8 protein-coding genes are annotated in these 16,291 nt (G+C 51.5%); 6 read left to right on the forward strand and 2 right to left on the reverse strand.

What is annotated here, in order from left to right; translation table 11 throughout:
• Nucleotides 1–138: 138 nt before the first annotated feature.
• Nucleotides 139–4,788, reverse strand: coding sequence for a translocation/assembly module TamB domain-containing protein (locus M0L20_RS04355; protein WP_248475874.1), 4,650 nt, complete (start codon nucleotides 4,786–4,788; stop codon nucleotides 139–141).
• 132 nt (nucleotides 4,789–4,920) lie between these two features.
• Between M0L20_RS04355 and tsaD the strand changes: the two genes are divergently transcribed.
• From tsaD to M0L20_RS04370, 3 genes are all read left to right on the forward strand, one after another.
• The gene (gene tsaD / locus M0L20_RS04360; protein ID WP_248475875.1) at nucleotides 4,921–5,940 is read left to right on the forward strand and encodes a tRNA (adenosine(37)-N6)-threonylcarbamoyltransferase complex transferase subunit TsaD; all 1,020 of its coding nucleotides are present in this window, start codon (nucleotides 4,921–4,923) and stop codon (nucleotides 5,938–5,940) included.
• An 8-nt stretch (nucleotides 5,941–5,948) separates the two neighbouring features.
• Nucleotides 5,949–6,830 (forward strand): MOSC domain-containing protein, encoded by an 882-nt coding sequence (locus M0L20_RS04365; RefSeq protein WP_248475876.1) that lies wholly within the window; start codon nucleotides 5,949–5,951, stop codon nucleotides 6,828–6,830.
• 72 nt (nucleotides 6,831–6,902) lie between these two features.
• Complete coding sequence (locus M0L20_RS04370; protein WP_248475877.1) at nucleotides 6,903–7,730, forward strand: UbiA prenyltransferase family protein; 828 nt, start codon at nucleotides 6,903–6,905, stop codon at nucleotides 7,728–7,730.
• A gap of 299 nt (nucleotides 7,731–8,029) precedes the next feature.
• On the opposite strand, the gene M0L20_RS04375 is transcribed toward M0L20_RS04370, so the two are convergent.
• Nucleotides 8,030–8,173 carry a hypothetical protein gene (locus M0L20_RS04375; protein ID WP_248475878.1) on the reverse strand — a complete coding sequence of 48 codons (144 nt, stop codon included), beginning with the start codon at nucleotides 8,171–8,173 and terminating at the stop codon, nucleotides 8,030–8,032.
• A gap of 94 nt (nucleotides 8,174–8,267) precedes the next feature.
• On the opposite strand from M0L20_RS04375, the gene M0L20_RS04380 reads away from it, so the two are divergent.
• The 3 genes from M0L20_RS04380 to M0L20_RS04390 all read left to right on the forward strand — a co-directional run bounded on the left by M0L20_RS04380 (nucleotide 8,268) and on the right by M0L20_RS04390 (nucleotide 16,160).
• Complete coding sequence (locus tag M0L20_RS04380) at nucleotides 8,268–11,423, forward strand: SusC/RagA family TonB-linked outer membrane protein (RefSeq protein ID WP_248475879.1); 3,156 nt, start codon at nucleotides 8,268–8,270, stop codon at nucleotides 11,421–11,423.
• A gap of 32 nt (nucleotides 11,424–11,455) precedes the next feature.
• Nucleotides 11,456–12,985 carry a SusD/RagB family nutrient-binding outer membrane lipoprotein gene (locus tag M0L20_RS04385; protein WP_248475880.1) on the forward strand — a complete coding sequence of 510 codons (1,530 nt, stop codon included), beginning with the start codon at nucleotides 11,456–11,458 and terminating at the stop codon, nucleotides 12,983–12,985.
• A 274-nt stretch (nucleotides 12,986–13,259) separates the two neighbouring features.
• The gene (locus tag M0L20_RS04390; RefSeq protein ID WP_248475881.1) at nucleotides 13,260–16,160 is read left to right on the forward strand and encodes a tetratricopeptide repeat protein; all 2,901 of its coding nucleotides are present in this window, start codon (nucleotides 13,260–13,262) and stop codon (nucleotides 16,158–16,160) included.
• Nucleotides 16,161–16,291: the final 131 nt, after the last annotated feature.

The following is a 16,291-nucleotide window of genomic DNA, read 5'->3' on the forward strand; positions in this document are numbered from 1 at the left end:
TCTTCTTATTTAGACTAATTTTAAACAAACATAAAGCGGCAAGACCGTAATCGCAAGCGCTTGACTAAAAAAGAGAGTCAATCGCCGATAAAACTAGAGAAAGGAATGTGTTAGTACCCAAAAAAGGAACCGGCGTTTTTAAAACGCGGTTCTGCCGCTGCCCGCTGAAGTCGTGATCGGGCTTGGTGCGATTGGCTCACTGGCTGGTTTTTCTACCGGTGTTAAGCCGGGGGCATTGCGCTTGCTGCCAAACAGGCGATTGAACGAACGGGTGTACAGAAAGCTTAGCCCACCACCCGTTGTAATAGTACTGTTGAGACTGTATTGCCCCAATATGCTTTGCTGGTTGCGGTTGTACACTTTAGCCCGGAACCGACCATCGGGTGTGATAAAATACTCCAACGTCCACTCCCCAAGCAAGCTAGCCGCGTTGTATTGACTCTGACCGTACGTGAATCCGCCATCCCGGCTGATGCGTAAGCGGTCATTCAGAAGCCGGTACGAAAAGCGAAGCTGCAAATTGTTGAGCAGGTTTTCGTTTTGGGTATTACCGCTGGTGAATCCGCCGATAGACACGCCGATGTCCAGGTTCTCGTCCAGGTTTGACGCCAGCCGACTGATCTGGTTTGAGATCAATTCACTTACGCTGTTGGCGACTCCAGAGTTGACCTGCCCCTGATCGAAGAGGTTGGTTCCTTCGGGTAGTAGCTGATTGAACAGTAGAACGCTACTGACCTGACGCGTCAGCTCCTGATCGTTGCTTTGAATTCTGGATTTGAATGCCGTTACGGCCTGTCTGAAGTCCGAAGAAGCCGGATATTCTTTCACGTCCAGATCGTAGCTGATCGCCGGAGACCCCAAGTCGCCGTTTAGTTTAATGATCAGATCGACCGGATACCGGCGCGTCTGATCGCCACCCGTGCTCGATACTGGCAATAGGGGCGACAAGGATGTATATTGGGTGTAAGCGGCTGCTACATCCAGCAGGGCACCATACGGATCGCCCGTCCAGGTAATCCGGCTGTTTGGCCGAATCTGGAAGCGTTTGTTGATGATATTCTGAAACGTAAACGTGTATTCACCCCGCTGGATTTCGTAATTACCCGTCATGGAGAAATCACCCTTCGTATCCACTTTCATCGCTAAGCGTCCTTGTCCATACGCCTTGATGATATCGCCCGTTTGCCGGTCCAGCTGAATTTCACAATACGCATCGGGTGTGATGTTGAAGTTGAAATCCATCTGGATACGCGACATATCCAGTTCGGACGTAGTCGTTCCCGAGCCGTTTGTGGCATTGGTCACGGTTTTGCTACTCGGCGAACTGCTCCGGTTCACAAAGCGAATCTGATCGTCGGACGTTAATGAGGTTGCTCCATCCAGCGGAATGTAAATGCGCGTTCCCTTGTTGCTGGCAACGTTGGCACGAATAGTCAGGTTGTTGATTGGCCCGTACAATTCAGCCTTACCCGTTACCAACGCCTGACCGTAGAACAGGTCATTGTCCTTCGCCGATGTATTCAGGATTCTGAAGTTTTTCAGGTCGGCGTCGAAACCCAACGTAAAGTACCGGAAACCATCGTGGTAAACACCCCCGCGCACCTGAGCCGTGTTACCGTCTGGATCACGCAGGGTCAGCTTCCGGGTAATGATTTCATTTTCGCCAAAGTAAATTTTATCGTCGAACGTGAAATCGGCTTTCAGGTAATCAAAGCGCCCGCGTCCACCACTTACGCTCACATCGCCGTTCAGAACCGGCGCCGTTGGCGTCCCGGTGATAGCAACAACCCCGCTGGCCGTACCACCCAGATTGGAAAACAAATCTGTCGTAAAAGCCTCCAGAATGTGCAGATCAGCGTCGTTAAGGCTTGCTTTCAATGCTAATGGGTCAGTTTTTTGTTGGGGTGTGTAGCTTCCTCGTAACGTGAGCACATCGGCTCCACTCCGATTCAGGTTCACATTAACATTGAGCTTTTGGGTCAGTTGATCCCACTTGGCCCGCCCCCGCAGATCGCCTACCAGTGCCTGCTGATACGACAAGGTATCAACTGAAAATTCGCTTTCGAAAATTGGTGTTGCGTAGATATCACGCACGGTCACGGTTCCGTTGAGAATCCCGCCAAGCGTTGTATTCAACAAGGGATTCAGTGACCGAAGCCGGAAATTCTGCGCCTGCACATTGAGCCGTTGTACCGAATCGGATGAAAGCTTTCCCGATGCCTGAATCAGTTGGTTCTGATTCAAGACCGACAGATTTCGTATCGTATACTCGTCGCCAACTTTCCGAATCAAACTTTGGGGGTTAAGTGTCCAGTCGCCATCCAGCACCCGTACTTTCGACTGGTTGAACGTAAGATCGACCGCATCCCCCTTGAAGTACATCTGGCCGTTCAGATTAGCCCGGTTCGAACTACCCGCCTGATCAATGCTACTGGTAAAACTGATGTGATCGACATCCCAGGAGGCTTCCGCCTGAAGATTACGCGTAGGCAATACGGTACTGAACGTTTGTCGATCCGAGGAAACGACCGCCGATGCCAGCACTTCTTCACTATACGTGAATTTGGAGGTCGTTACATCCAATTCCGTTGGTCCAAACCCGATTTTACCGAACTGTAATGAATCCGTTTTGACGTTTGCCGTTAGAAACGACGTGTTGTCAGCCATAAAACGCCCCTCAAGACGGGTAGCCGGAGCGACGTGTACCGCCGGACTCAAAAACGCCATTAATGGTGCTATATCTTTGGCTATAAACTGAAAGTCAAGCCCATACCGAGGGATAACTTTACTCCGATTAGTATGCGCATGCCGTTGTTTTTGCTCATAGTAAGCCTTCATCCCGACGGCATCTCCGGCGAAATGCATCTGGTATTCGCGCGCGAGTCGTTTCAGGTCATCAATCGTGCGCTGAGGCTGAAAATTCCCTTGTAGCCGGGTTGTCAGAAAATCAGAATCAAGGTCAAAGTAGCGCTGCGTGCCGACCGAGTCTTTGCGCTCGATGGACGACATAAGCGCGAGCGTTCCGACGCTGAGCCGACGCTTACCCAGCGTCAATTCACCGTTTTGAAAATACGCGTTGCCGACAATGTCATCGAGTTTACTGCCTTCCAGCTTGACATCCAGATCAGTTTTTACAACCAGCGAATCATCCAGATACCCCAGCGCTCTAAAGTCGGCGTGCCGCACCGTACCGTGCAGATCATAGCGATTTTGGGGACCGCGCAAATCAAATTCGCCGTTCAGCGCAAAATCCAGATTGACGTCATTTAAAATAAGTTGCCCCTGGAAAAAGGCTTTTTGCAAATTGCCCTGTGCTACAATGTTGCGGTAATCATAGCCTTGCCAGCCAAACCGGGTCAGCCGACTGTCGATGTCAATATTAGCTCGTTCGAGATCCGTTCCGTGGCCATTGATGCGCCCTTCTCCATCGAGCTTGCCAAACTGATCCGGCTGATCGATCAATTGACCGAGTTCCAGATTCTCGCTTTTCAGATTAGCCGAATACGTCGTCCGATCCGCGTTATCGGCTAGCTTGAGGGCAAGGTCACCCGTGACGCTGCCAATGCCGGTTCGGAATGTTCCTTTCGTCTTGAAATCGTCAAATGCCCCAGCAAACTTGGCGTCGAAACTAACCGTTCCGAGTTTCTGAATTGTATGGTTGAACGACGTATCGGGATAGTACTGCCGGATATCGGCCATGTTGACCTGCGAAGGCGTAAAGTTGAAGTCAACCGTTGTTCGGTCCATGTCGGGCAGTCCTTTCCAGGCAATATCACCCGCCAACCGGCTTCGTCCATTCGGTCCAAAGCGCAGGTCGGTATGGCTCAGCCGAAAATCATTGACCGTACCGGTGAAAATGCCGGTTAGATACCAAGTTTCGTTTAGCTCCCGCAAGTAATCGGAGAACAGCCCCAGGTCTTTCGATTTCACTTCGCTGTCGCGGAAATTCGCTACCATTAGCACCCGGCTGTTAAAATCGCTGAAAGCCGCCGGTTTGTCGTAGAAAAACGTCAGACTGTTGCGAATTACTGAACTACCAATGTGCGCGTGCAGCTTGGCCAGCTCCATTTTGGTATTGCAATACAGGAAGCGTGTGTCAAGCCGCCGAATTTTTAATCGCGAATCGCGGTCAAATCCCGTTAAACCCTTGATGTCAAGTGCAATCGTATCACCGAGCACCAGAAAATTCGAGACTTCGGCGGTAAGGTTTTTTAAGGTGAAATGGTTGTAATCGAAACTTTTCGGATCGCGCATAAAGGGTTCGCGCGGATCTTCGAGCGTGTACGCTCCCTCAACCAGATGAATGTGGCTAATCGTGAAAGGCACATTTTGATTCGGGACGCTCGGCTTCGTGGGGTCGGAGGTCAGTTCTTCAATGCGGGCAATGAATTCATCCAGGTTCGTATCACCCGTTTTCGGATTTTTGATCATCCGTACGTCGGGTCGATACAGCACTACCTCGTCCAGATGAATGTTGTGCGCCGACGAGTCGATCAGGTTTCGCAGGTTGTAGTCCGCATCAAGCCGCCCCACCTGAATCATGGGTCGCCCTTCCCGATCGCGGATTCGAACGCCCGTCAGCGTAAGCGAATCAAACCATTTAATCGATACATGTTGAATATCAACCGGAAATTGAAGCTTTTCTGATAAGCGCGTCGCCAGTTCGCTTACCACCCGCGTCTGAACAGCCGGAACCTGTAATCCCAACACCACACCCAATAGCAAGCCAACTGCTGTGAGCAGCAGGTACAGCAGCGTTTTAAGGAATATGGCAAAGAATTGACGCATCCGGGCCCGAAATGCCTAAAGTACAATGATTATTGGAAAAAGCTTATCCTTCAGACAACTAACAGAGGGAACGGTTTAGCAGCAACTTCCATTATATATTCTACAAGAATCATTATCTATTAGTTTTGTACGGTGAATATTTTAGCGATTGAATCCTCCTGTGATGAAACATCAGCGGCCGTTTTAGCCAACGGTCGGTTGAAATCCAATATCATCGCCACCCAACTGATTCACGAACAATACGGCGGTGTTGTGCCCGAATTAGCGTCGCGCGCTCACCAGCAGCATATATTACCCGTTGTCGAACGTGCCTTAGCCGACGCAAATATAGCCAAAACAGACCTGTCGGCCATTGCCTTTACGCGCGGACCGGGCCTGCTGGGGTCGCTGCTGGTTGGTACGTCGTTCGCTAAAGCGATGGCGTTGGGCCTCTCGATCCCGCTTATTGAGGTCAACCACATGCAGGCGCACGTACTGGCCCATTTTATTGACGATCAGCACGATGATCGTTCACGTCCGAAGCCGGGCTTTCCATTTCTGTGTCTAACCGTCAGTGGTGGACATACGCAGCTGGTACGCATCAACAGTCCGCTTGAGATGGTTGTGATCGGGCAAACGCAGGACGATGCGGTTGGGGAAGCATTCGACAAATCAGCGAAGTTGCTCGGCCTGCCCTACCCCGGCGGTCCGCTAATCGATAAATACGCGAAAGAAGGCAACCCGCTGGCTTATAAGTTTCCAATGGGCGAAATGCCGGGCCTGGACTTCTCGTTCAGTGGAATAAAAACGGCTATCCTTTATTTTTTGCGCGATAATATAAAGGCAAATCCGGCTTTCACCGCCGAGAATCTGGCCGATATCTGTGCCAGTATCCAGCATACACTGGTACAAATGTTGCTGAACAAACTAAAACGGGCTGCCCGCGAAACCGGTATCCGGGATATTGCCATCGCCGGGGGCGTATCGGCCAACAGCGGTTTACGCTCAGCCTTGACAAAGCTCGGTGACGAACAAGGCTGGACGGTGTTTATCCCGCGTTTTGAGTATTGTACCGATAATGCAGCTATGATTGCGATGGCCGCTCAATTCAAGTACGAACAAAGCGATTTCACCGCGCAGACAGTCAGTCCACTACCCCGAATGAGTTTTTAAGATCAGCCATGACCACTATTTCCGAACTCCATATTTATCCTATAAAATCGTTGCGGGGTATTTCCGTAGCCGAAGCGGTTGTTGAAGCCAAAGGACTCCAATACGACCGGCGATTTATGCTGGTTTCACCCAACGGACAGTTTATCACCCAACGGGCGAATCCGCAGATGGCCTTGATTGATGTAGCGATTGACAAGGATCAGCTCCGCATCTGGCATGTCAACCGTCCCGACGATGTGCTGGTGTTACCGCTAGTGGTGCCAGAACAGACGAGCACGTCGCAGGAAACCATGTCGGTAACCATTTGGGATAGTCACGATGTGCCAGCCATGACGGTGAGTGCGGAAGCGGACCAGTGGTTTTCAGAGATGCTTGGACAACCTTGCCGACTGGTGTTTATGCCCGAAACCACCCACCGGGCGGTCGATCCGGAGTACGCGCGGCAGGACGATGCGGTCAGTTTTGCCGATGGGTATCCATACCTGCTCATTGGACAGGCTTCGCTCGATGACTTGAACCGGCGATTGCCCGCTGATGAGCCGGCCAAACCGCTTGACATGCTTCGGTTTCGACCGAGTATTGTCGTTACAGAAAGCGCCCCCTACGAGGAAGACACCTGGGCGCATTTTCGAATTAGCGACATCGATTTTTACGGAGTAAAACCCTGCGCCCGCTGCGTACTGACGACGATTGATCCGGCAACGGGACAAAAAGGGAAAGAACCGTTGCGGACGCTGGCTACCTACCGTCAGTGGAAAAACAAGATTCTGTTCGGTCAGAATGTCCTGGCCGGTTCGAGCGAGGATCTACCGCTAGGGGTTCTTCGCGTTGGGCAGGTTGTGGAGGTGGTTAGTCATCAGGAGCCGAGACTACAGCCTCCCATTGAGTAATCCTACTGCGTTTTTAAAACCTATAGGCACTACTGCCGTTTATTGCCTAGTGTTTATTGTTATTCAAGTCCATTGCTTACACCTTTACGCAACGCCTATTACTTGAGTTTACCGGTCGTGTTCGGCGCCGTGCTGTCAAATCGAATGGCAGCCCGGCTGTCTGACGTTACACCGATACACTGGGCCACGCCCATCGTCCTGGCGCTGGTTGTTTTTATTATCTACACCGTTGACCGACTTCTCGACATCAGAAAGCCGAACGAACCCGCAACGGCCCGACATCAGTTTCACCGTCGATATGCTCATTTGCTCTGGCGCTCGGTGATTGTAGCAGCGGTGTTAGCCTTCATCCTGTGCTTTTTCTTACCCGGTAGCGTCATAAAGTTTGGTATCGTATTAGGAGGCATTTGTGCTGCTTACATTGGCGCGGTATATCGGCTTCCTACCCGTCATCCGGCTTTGTTGTTGAAAGAGCCGCTAGTAGCCATGCTTTACTCGGCAGGGGTATGGGGAAGCGTGTGGGTGCAGCGCCCAGCCATCAGCGGTATTGAGATGGCTCAGTTTGCGATGTTTCTGGGCATTGCCTTTCAGAATCTGCTTTTGTTTGCCGTTATGGAAAAGCGTGAATTGCCTGGCCAACCGGAGTTTTCGCTAGCCACCGAATGGGGCGAAGAACGCTGTGACACCCTATTACGATGGCTGACCTTTGCCATCATCGCTACCGGATTGACCGTTTGCTTTCTGACCGAAGACCGATTTGCGCAACGATCGGCGATCATGCTGGCGCTGATGAGTTTGACACTTTACGGAATTCAGCGCTACCCGGCTTATTTTCTTAAACATGAACGCTACCGCTGGCTTGGCGATGGTGTATTCTGGTTCCCCGCGCTGGTTCTGTAACAGTCGATTTTTGGGCAACTGATACGTATAGAATTGCTGTCTGTCCCTAGGCTACACTGTAGAGTTATCATCTACAATCGCCTATTACTTCCTATTTCGGCAGCAATTACCCTCATTATTTACCTCAAAATAAAAACTAAACTAAACCTCACAGTACTATTATTATATTTTAACATATAATCTGATCATATCCTTTAATTCTGGGTTTTAACAAAAATTATCCTTTTATACATAAATATTGGTCGAATCGCCTAGATCCTGATTTTCCTGTCAAAACGTATCTCTTCTTTTCATTTACTTTACTGATAAAGCGGTAAGGAAGCAACGATCAGCGGTGACTCTTTCACCCGTTCACCGGATTGATTTTGCCCATCATAGCCGCTTTTTGAAACGACCCGTAACGTAAACGCAGCCCCTGTCTGGTAAGCAACCAACGTTGCCATTTCGATAAAAAGTCGTGGTCAGCAGACAGCGTCCAATGCCCTCGAACGCATAGATGCTCCTGGAGAATTTGCAACATCATAAACACGCCCCTATATGAAACAATCTCTAACTGCAATGCGAGGTTACGTGGCACTACTGGCCGCTTTCGTTTGCCTGCTGGCAGAAAGCCGGGTTTTTGCCAGCGCTGAACCGGCCAAGCTAGCCGATGTTGACGTGACCGGTGTTGTTACGTTCAAGGATGATGGTACACCCCTACCGGGTGCCTCGGTTTTGCTAAAGGGCAGCACAAACGTGGGAACCATAACCGATGCGAGTGGTAAATTCCGGATTCGGGTTCCCGACGAAGCCACACTAGTCGTTAGCTACATCGGGTACATATCGCAGGAGATTAAACTGAACGGACGCACATCGCTCACGGTTGCGATGGAATCCGATGCGCAACAGCTCAGCGAGATTGTCGTGACATCGTTTGGCATCACCCGCGACCGTAAAACGTTGGGCTATGGACTGAGTGAAGTAAAAGCAGAGCAGCTCACCAAAGCGCCGACCACCGACGTGACAAACTCGCTGGCGGGCAAAGTGGCGGGCGTTCAGGTAACGGGAGCTGGGGGCGGTTTCGCCGGTTCGAACGTAACGATTCGTGGATTCTCGACGTTTACGGGTAGCAACCAGCCGCTCTACGTGGTCGATGGCATTCCACTCGACAACTCGGGCGGCAGCAATAGCGTTAATACGGGTGTCGTCAATTCCAGCCGGATCTCCGATCTTAATCCGCAGGACATTGAAAGTGTGAACGTGTTGAAAGGAGCAGCGGCTACCGTATTGTATGGGTCAAGAGCCGCTTCGGGCGCGATCCTGATCACGACCAAAAAAGGAAAGAAAGGCACCAACCGTCAGATCTCGTTCTCGACCAATACCGCCGTCGGTACGGTTAGCCGCTTTCCCAAATTTCAGAACGAATACGCGCAGGGAAGCAACGGAAATTACGCCAGCAACGTAGCAGGATCATGGGGCCCTCGGATTCAGGGTCAGACCGTTACGAACTGGTTTGGTCAGCCGGAGCAACTTCAGGCGTATCCAAATAACGTTCGCGACATTCTTCAAAACTCCATCTCGTCGCAAAACAACATCAGCTTCTCAGGCGCTGCGGACAAATTCGATTACCGGGTTTCGTACGGCAACTCCATAGAAACGGCGCTGGTGCCCAACAACAAACTCAACCGCAACAACCTGACCGTAAACGCAAGCACTCAGTTGACCGATAAATTACGCGTGGGTAGCTCGTTTACCTACACAAACTCGACGTCGGATCGTACGCAGTCGGGCAATCAGGGCGCAAACCCCTTATGGCGCGGTATTTATGCGCCCCGCAGCTACGATTTAACCAATCAACCCTACCAGGATGCTGCCGGTAACCAGCTTTGGTTTGCATCTGAAGATCACCCCTACTGGTCAATCGAACACATCAGAAACCACCAGGAAACCAATCGCTTCTTCGGCAACATCAACCTGAAATACGATATTCTGAGCTGGCTACAGGCCGACCTGAAAGTTGGGACGGACGTGTACACCTTCAACACCAAAGGCTTTGACGACAAAGGTGTACGCAGCAACGCCAACACAACGTCTGCCGGGGCCGGTGGGGTGCTGGACCGCACCGAAATGATTCGCAACCTCAACTCGTATTTTACCCTGACCGCCAACCGAAAAATCAGCAACGACCTCCAGTTGATGGCGACGGTGGGTAACGAGATCGTTTCGAACTACAGCAGTTCGTTACAGGATATCGGATTGGGAATTGTGGTAGCCGGGTTCGACAACGTAAAAAACTTCCTGACCTTCAATCCATCGTCAAGCATTACGCAACAGCGGCTGGTTGGTGTATTCGGAGATGTGGTACTTGATTACAAAACCTGGCTGTCATTCAACGCCAAAGCCAGAAATGACTTTTCCTCAACGCTGGCTCCTGGCAACCGCTCTATTTTCTACCCAGCCGTGGCAGTAAGTTTTGTGCCCACCGAAGCCTTTCCAACGCTTAAGTCGAAAGTGCTGTCGTCGGCCAAGATTCGGGCCAACGTGGGTGAAGTGGGTAAGGGAGCCAGTCCGTACGCTATCAACACCTACTACGGCAAAGCCAGCGGAAGCGATGGCCTTGGCTCCACGGGGGTCAGCTTCCCGTTCAATGGACTGGCGGGTTATACCTACGACAACGGTACCGGCAACCCGAACTTAACACCAGAGTTTACGCGGGAGATTGAATTAGGCACCGAACTAACCTTTTTCAACGGACGGCTTTCTTTCGACGGATCGGTTTACCGCCGGGATAGCCGAAACCTGATTTTCTCCGTTCCGGTCCCATCCACTTCCGGTTTTACCAGCCTCGTTACCAACGCGGGCCGGCTATCGACAAAAGGGATCGAGTTCCTGCTTTCGGCAACACCAATTGAAAAAGAAAACTTCAGTTGGGAAACGTCGCTCAACTTCACCAGCTTCCGGTCGGTTGTCGAAGAGCTGGCACCGGGCGTGAGCAACATCTCGATTGGCGGTTTTACGTCCCCGAACATTCAGTTGGTTCCGGGACAGCTCTACGGACAAATCTGGTCGAACGCTTACCAGCGCGATGGACAGGGCCGTATGATTATCGGAGCCAACGGTTTACCGAAAGTATCGACCAACGTACAGGCCGTCGGCAACCCGAATCCGCGTTTTACGGCAGGGTTCAGTAATACGTTCAATTACAAAGGGTTCAGTCTATCGTTTCTGCTCGACTACAAGCACAAAGGAGATCAGCTTTCGCGGACCATTGGTGATCTGCGCATTAACGGCGTATCGGCTGAAACGGCTGAATTTCCCCGCTTCAACGCCGACGGCACACCCAACAAAGCGTACTTATTTGACGGCGTACGGGAAGACGGAACACCGAACACAACCGCTGTAACGGCTCAGCAATACTTTAGTCTGCAAGGAAAATACGTGGCCTGGGAAGGTTATGTTCTCGACGCTACGTTCCTGAAACTGCGGGAAGCCAACCTAACGTATAAATTCCCGACGACCTGGTTTGGTCAATCTAAATTCATCAAGAACCTGCAATTGTCAGTGTACGGACGGAACCTGTTCATCTACGCGCCCAACTACCCGGACCTCGACCCAGAGCAGAATCTGCTGGGTGTCAGCAACGCGCGTGGTCTCGAATTCGGTATTACACCAACCGCCCGTACTGTGGGTGGTAGCTTACGCGCTACGTTCTAACAGCCCCCTACTACCCTCAAAAACTTGACATCATGAAGAAGTTAATCTACACAAGTGTATTGGCGGCAGGTCTTTCCCTGAGCTCCTGTAGCGAGTTTCTGGACGTCAACAACGACCCGAACAACATTCAGGCCGTTCAAGTCTCGCAGCTATTGCCATCGGTTACGGTCAACGTGGGCTACATGGGGGCCAGTGATTTATTCCGGTACGCCAGCCTGTTGGTTCAGCAGTTCAGCGGACAAGGACCGAACACGGGTTTTGCGACCTTCAAAGAATACGAACGCTACAACATCAATAACTCCGATGTAAACAACCAGTGGGTACGCATTTTCTCTACCACGCTGAGCGATACGGAGCTGATGATCGATCAGGCCACCAAAGAAGGCAGTCCGCACTACGCTGGTGTTGGTAAAATCCTGAAAGCGTACGTGTATCAGACAACCGTGGATGCCTGGGGTGATGTGCCCTACAGCGAAGCCAGCAAACACAGCGCTAATTTTTACCCGGCGTTTGACGATGATGAAGCGATTTACAAAGATTTGATCCGGCTGATCGACGATGGCATCAAGGACGTTAGCGCAACAACGTCGGCCTTATCACCGAACGTCAACACAACAATCTACGCAGCCGGTACGTGGGCAGCTTCGCAAGCCCAATGGATCAAATTTGCCAACACGCTGAAACTACGCATCTTCCTGCATTATTCGGCCAAAGACCCGGCGTATACCACGCAGCAGATTACGGCGTTGATCAACAGTGGCGCTAAGTTTATGGAAAGTACATCCGATAATTTCCAGATGGCTTTTCTGTCAGAATCACAGCGTCAGAATCCGCTGTACAGCATGGAAAACGGTCAGTTCAAAAACCAGTTTTTCCCGCATCGTTTTCTGGTCAATCTAATGAACGCCAAGACCGATCCGCGCCGGTCAGCCTACTTCGTTCCGTTCCCGTACACCGCCAATACGGCAACCGCCACGTACAAAGGAGCCAGTGCCCTCGATCCTGATCCGTCGTCGGCGTATTCGCGCAACTACCGGTACATTTACGGAACCCCTTCAGCGGTCAATGTGGCGCTGGTCAACGCCGATGGGAGCTTGAAAGATGGAGCGATCACGTATTCGGGTAATGCACCCGCGCGACTGCTTACGTTTGCCGAGTACAATTTTATCCGGGCCGAAGCGGCACTGGCTTACGGCGCTCCCGGCAGTTCGCAAAGCTTTTTTGAGGCAGGTATCCGGGCGTCGATGACTGATGCGGGTGTTGCTGCGGCTGATGTAACGACGTATCTAGCGGCCAATGGCACACTGAAAGGAACACCCGCCCAGATGCTTGAGCAGATCATCACGGAAAAATACGTGGCGAACCACGGCGTCCTGATGGAACCCTGGACGGACTACCGCCGAACAGGCTACCCGGCTCTCACACCTTTAAAAACGCCGTTTGCGATTTATGACGAGGTGCCGCATTCTTTATTCTACGCCCAGTCTGAGATCAGCAATAATATAAAGGCCAAACAACGAAGCACGATGCTGGAGCGGGTATTTTGGGATACGCGCAAATAATTAGGAACTAGTCTGGCGTTTGGCACCCGAAGTCGATTATACTTCATCAACAGACACTTCACCTGCCGAACGTCGGACTAGTTATTCAATGCGATCTATCGTCGGTGGTGTCGGCTTCACTGTGGTGTCGGTTTTGAGAACCGCGCGGGCGGCCCCGCCGACACCACCGATGATAGATCAGGTTTGAGAACCTGACCGCGCAACTTTATTTTTGGCAAACTATCCGTTGTCAAACGCCGTCGGGTTTGAATCTCTACCCGCTAATTCGTAGTCCATGCTGAACGTATACACCCAGACTCTATTCGTATTTTGCCTTGTTGGTAATCTCTCCGCTCAACCGGTGAACGACACGAAAGTCGCCCACGAGTTGTTGGCAAAAGCCCGAACGTCGGTTCGTAGTCAGTTACAGCAAGGCACGACCGGCAAAGCACCGCTTATTAAACGAATGCTGGACCTGGGTATCTGGCGAGAAGCAACCGACGCTTTACAGTCCGGTAAAGGATTGAGCAATGCGGACAAATCGCTGTTATGGGCCGAATATTATTGGTTGAACAACGATTTTAAGCAGGCAGAGAAAAACGTCAGAAACGCGCTTATTGCAGATAAAAACAGTCGATGGGGCAAGCGGTTAAAAGCGCAGTTGGCGATTGAAGCTTGGGATCTACCCAATGCCGAAAAACAATGCAAAGCGCTCTTAGCCAGCAACCCGACCGACGACGAGACTTCGTTGGTTTTGGGACGAGCCTTGCTTTTGCAGAAGAAATACCCTGAAGCGTTAGCCGTTGCCAAAGCCCTTCAGCAAACCAATCCGAAACTGGCGGGCGCTTACCAGCTGGAAGCAAATGTGTATTTCTGGGATCAGCACCCCGAACAGGCCGAAGCGCCCCTGGTGAAGTCGCTGACGCTCGATCCGCTGAACGCCGACGCCCGGTTCAGTTACGGCTACGCCATCTGGCGCCGGATCGACGCAACGCAACTCAACGATATGGCCGCTCAGTGGCAACTCGCCCTCGCCATCAATCCGCTGCATTTTCAAACCCACTGGCACTGGGGCAACGGCCACACGAACCTGACGTACGCCGACTACGCGGATAAAAACGAAAAAGAAATTCGCGAAAAATTAAGAGAGGCCGACAAACTGTTTCATGCCAAACGACTGTCCGATGCGGTTGCCGTTACGTACCGGGTTGAAAAGGAATACCCGGCTTCGGTGCTGCCAGCCATGCACCGGGGATCGCTGTACTACAGTGACTTCGACACACCAAACCGGAAAGCGAATCTTGATTCAGCGGAACGGGCCTTCGTAACGATCCTGGACAAGAAAAAGCATTATGGCCCAGCGCATAACGGGTTATCGGCGGTTATCAAATCCAAGCGGATACCGTACCTAATGACCTACGATTCGATTACCAATGTACTCAAGACCACGAAGATTAAAGACCCCGAAAACTTCGCAAACGTATTTCCTGATCTAAGCTATTACCCCGGCGACTGGGCGAAGGCGATGGTCTGGAACCAGATGTATACCAGCGTTGTATACTTCCCGTTTTTGTCGAAGCAGGGCAATGCATTTGCGGTTTCTCCGCTTCACATCGATCTAGCCCTAACGATGCGATCCCCTCAGTTTCGCTACACCACAACGTTCGACAACCGCCAGTGGATGGATATTCGCGGGGTGGGAAGTGGAGCCGCCGACATCGAATACGTGGAACGGGGAGCGTACGAAGAACGAAACGTGGTACTGCATGAATACGTCCACCTGTTTCATGGCCGGGTGCTGACCGACGCCGAAAATCGCAAAATCCGGGAGCGGTATTACCACGCCATGAAAAACCACCTGACCCTGGATTATTATTCGCAGAACAACGAATCCGAATATTTTGCGCAGACCTATCCGGCTTACTTCGAAAAAGTAAAAGTACACCCGCTCGATTTCAAGTCGATGAACATCACCGCCGAACTGAAAAGCAAAGACCCCGATATGTACGCCTTTCTGGATGCACTGGTCAAGAAAGAGCGGGCATACCTGAACGGTGATCAGTCGGTGATGGCATCCAACTGGGCGCAGGTATATCTCAACATGAGCAACAAAGTAGCTCGCTCCGACTCCGCCAAAGCGGGTAAATACCTCGATACAGCGCTAGTCTACGATAACAAGTACCAGCCCGCCTATCTAGCTTATGCCCGGCTCAAGCAACAGCAGAATGATTTTGATAAAGCGCTGAGTTACATCAAAGCCGCTGAGACAATCGACCCCAATTACGCACCAGTCTACGCGGCCTACGCGCATCTAGAAGAAGCCCGCTACACGCCCGACAAAAGCCGGGATGATCTGATAACGACGCAGGCTCACTGGTACCAGAAAGCCCTCGATCTGGAGAACGACTACCAGACACGAGCAGCCGTAGCTATTCAATTGCAGGAAATGTTTTTCCAGAACGGACGGATTGGTCAGGCGATCAAAGCCGCCGAAAACTATGCCACTACCGGTCCCGATGTATCTACTTACCTGCGCGACCGACGCGACGACGCCAAGGCTTTCGCGGCTGCCCAACGGGCAATGCTCGGCTACGCGGATCAACTCGATGTACTGAAAAAGCTGGTGTTGCAGCGGCCACAGAATTACCCATTACGGGGTCTGTACGCCGATGCATTGCTGGCTAACGGACGCTATCAGGACTGTGTCGAAACCATGAAGCAGGTGCAGCGCATTCTGGAAGCAAGTAAAAACGGACGTGCTGACTTCGACCTACGGATTGCTGAAAGCTACGCCAAACTGAACAAGCAGGATTCGCTAGCCTATTATCTGAACAACGTTGTTACCGAGAAATCGGAGCTTGATCCGCTCAGCAAGCAACGTCTGGTTCGGCTGCTGGCAACGACCAACCGACTGACCGATGCCGAAACGCTTTTTAAGACCTTGTCTACAAAAGGAACGTCGCTTTATCAGTCGGCTGCGTTACAATCGGGTGGCGTTCTGCACGCCTTAAGCGGCAAAGCGGATGAAGCCGTCACCGCCTATAAGCAATCGCTGGAACATAACCCGTATAACATGCGCAGCTATGCCGCTTTGGCGGACCTTTATAAAAAAACAGGAAAACAAGCAGAGCTAAAAGAACTGACGACAACAGCTAACCAACTGGATATTAAACCGGGAACGATCGCTGGCTTATAAAATCAGATAAGCGGCAGCTTACTGTATTTTTAGTGGTGTCGACGGGGCGGCCCTAGTGGTGTCGGTTTCTCAAAACCGACACCACTGCGCGGGTGGCCCCGCTGATACCATAACAAAGTCCTCACGATCAC

This window comes from Spirosoma liriopis (genome assembly GCF_023196085.1).
Taxonomy (GTDB): Bacteria; Bacteroidota; Bacteroidia; order Cytophagales; family Spirosomataceae; genus Spirosoma; species Spirosoma oryzicola.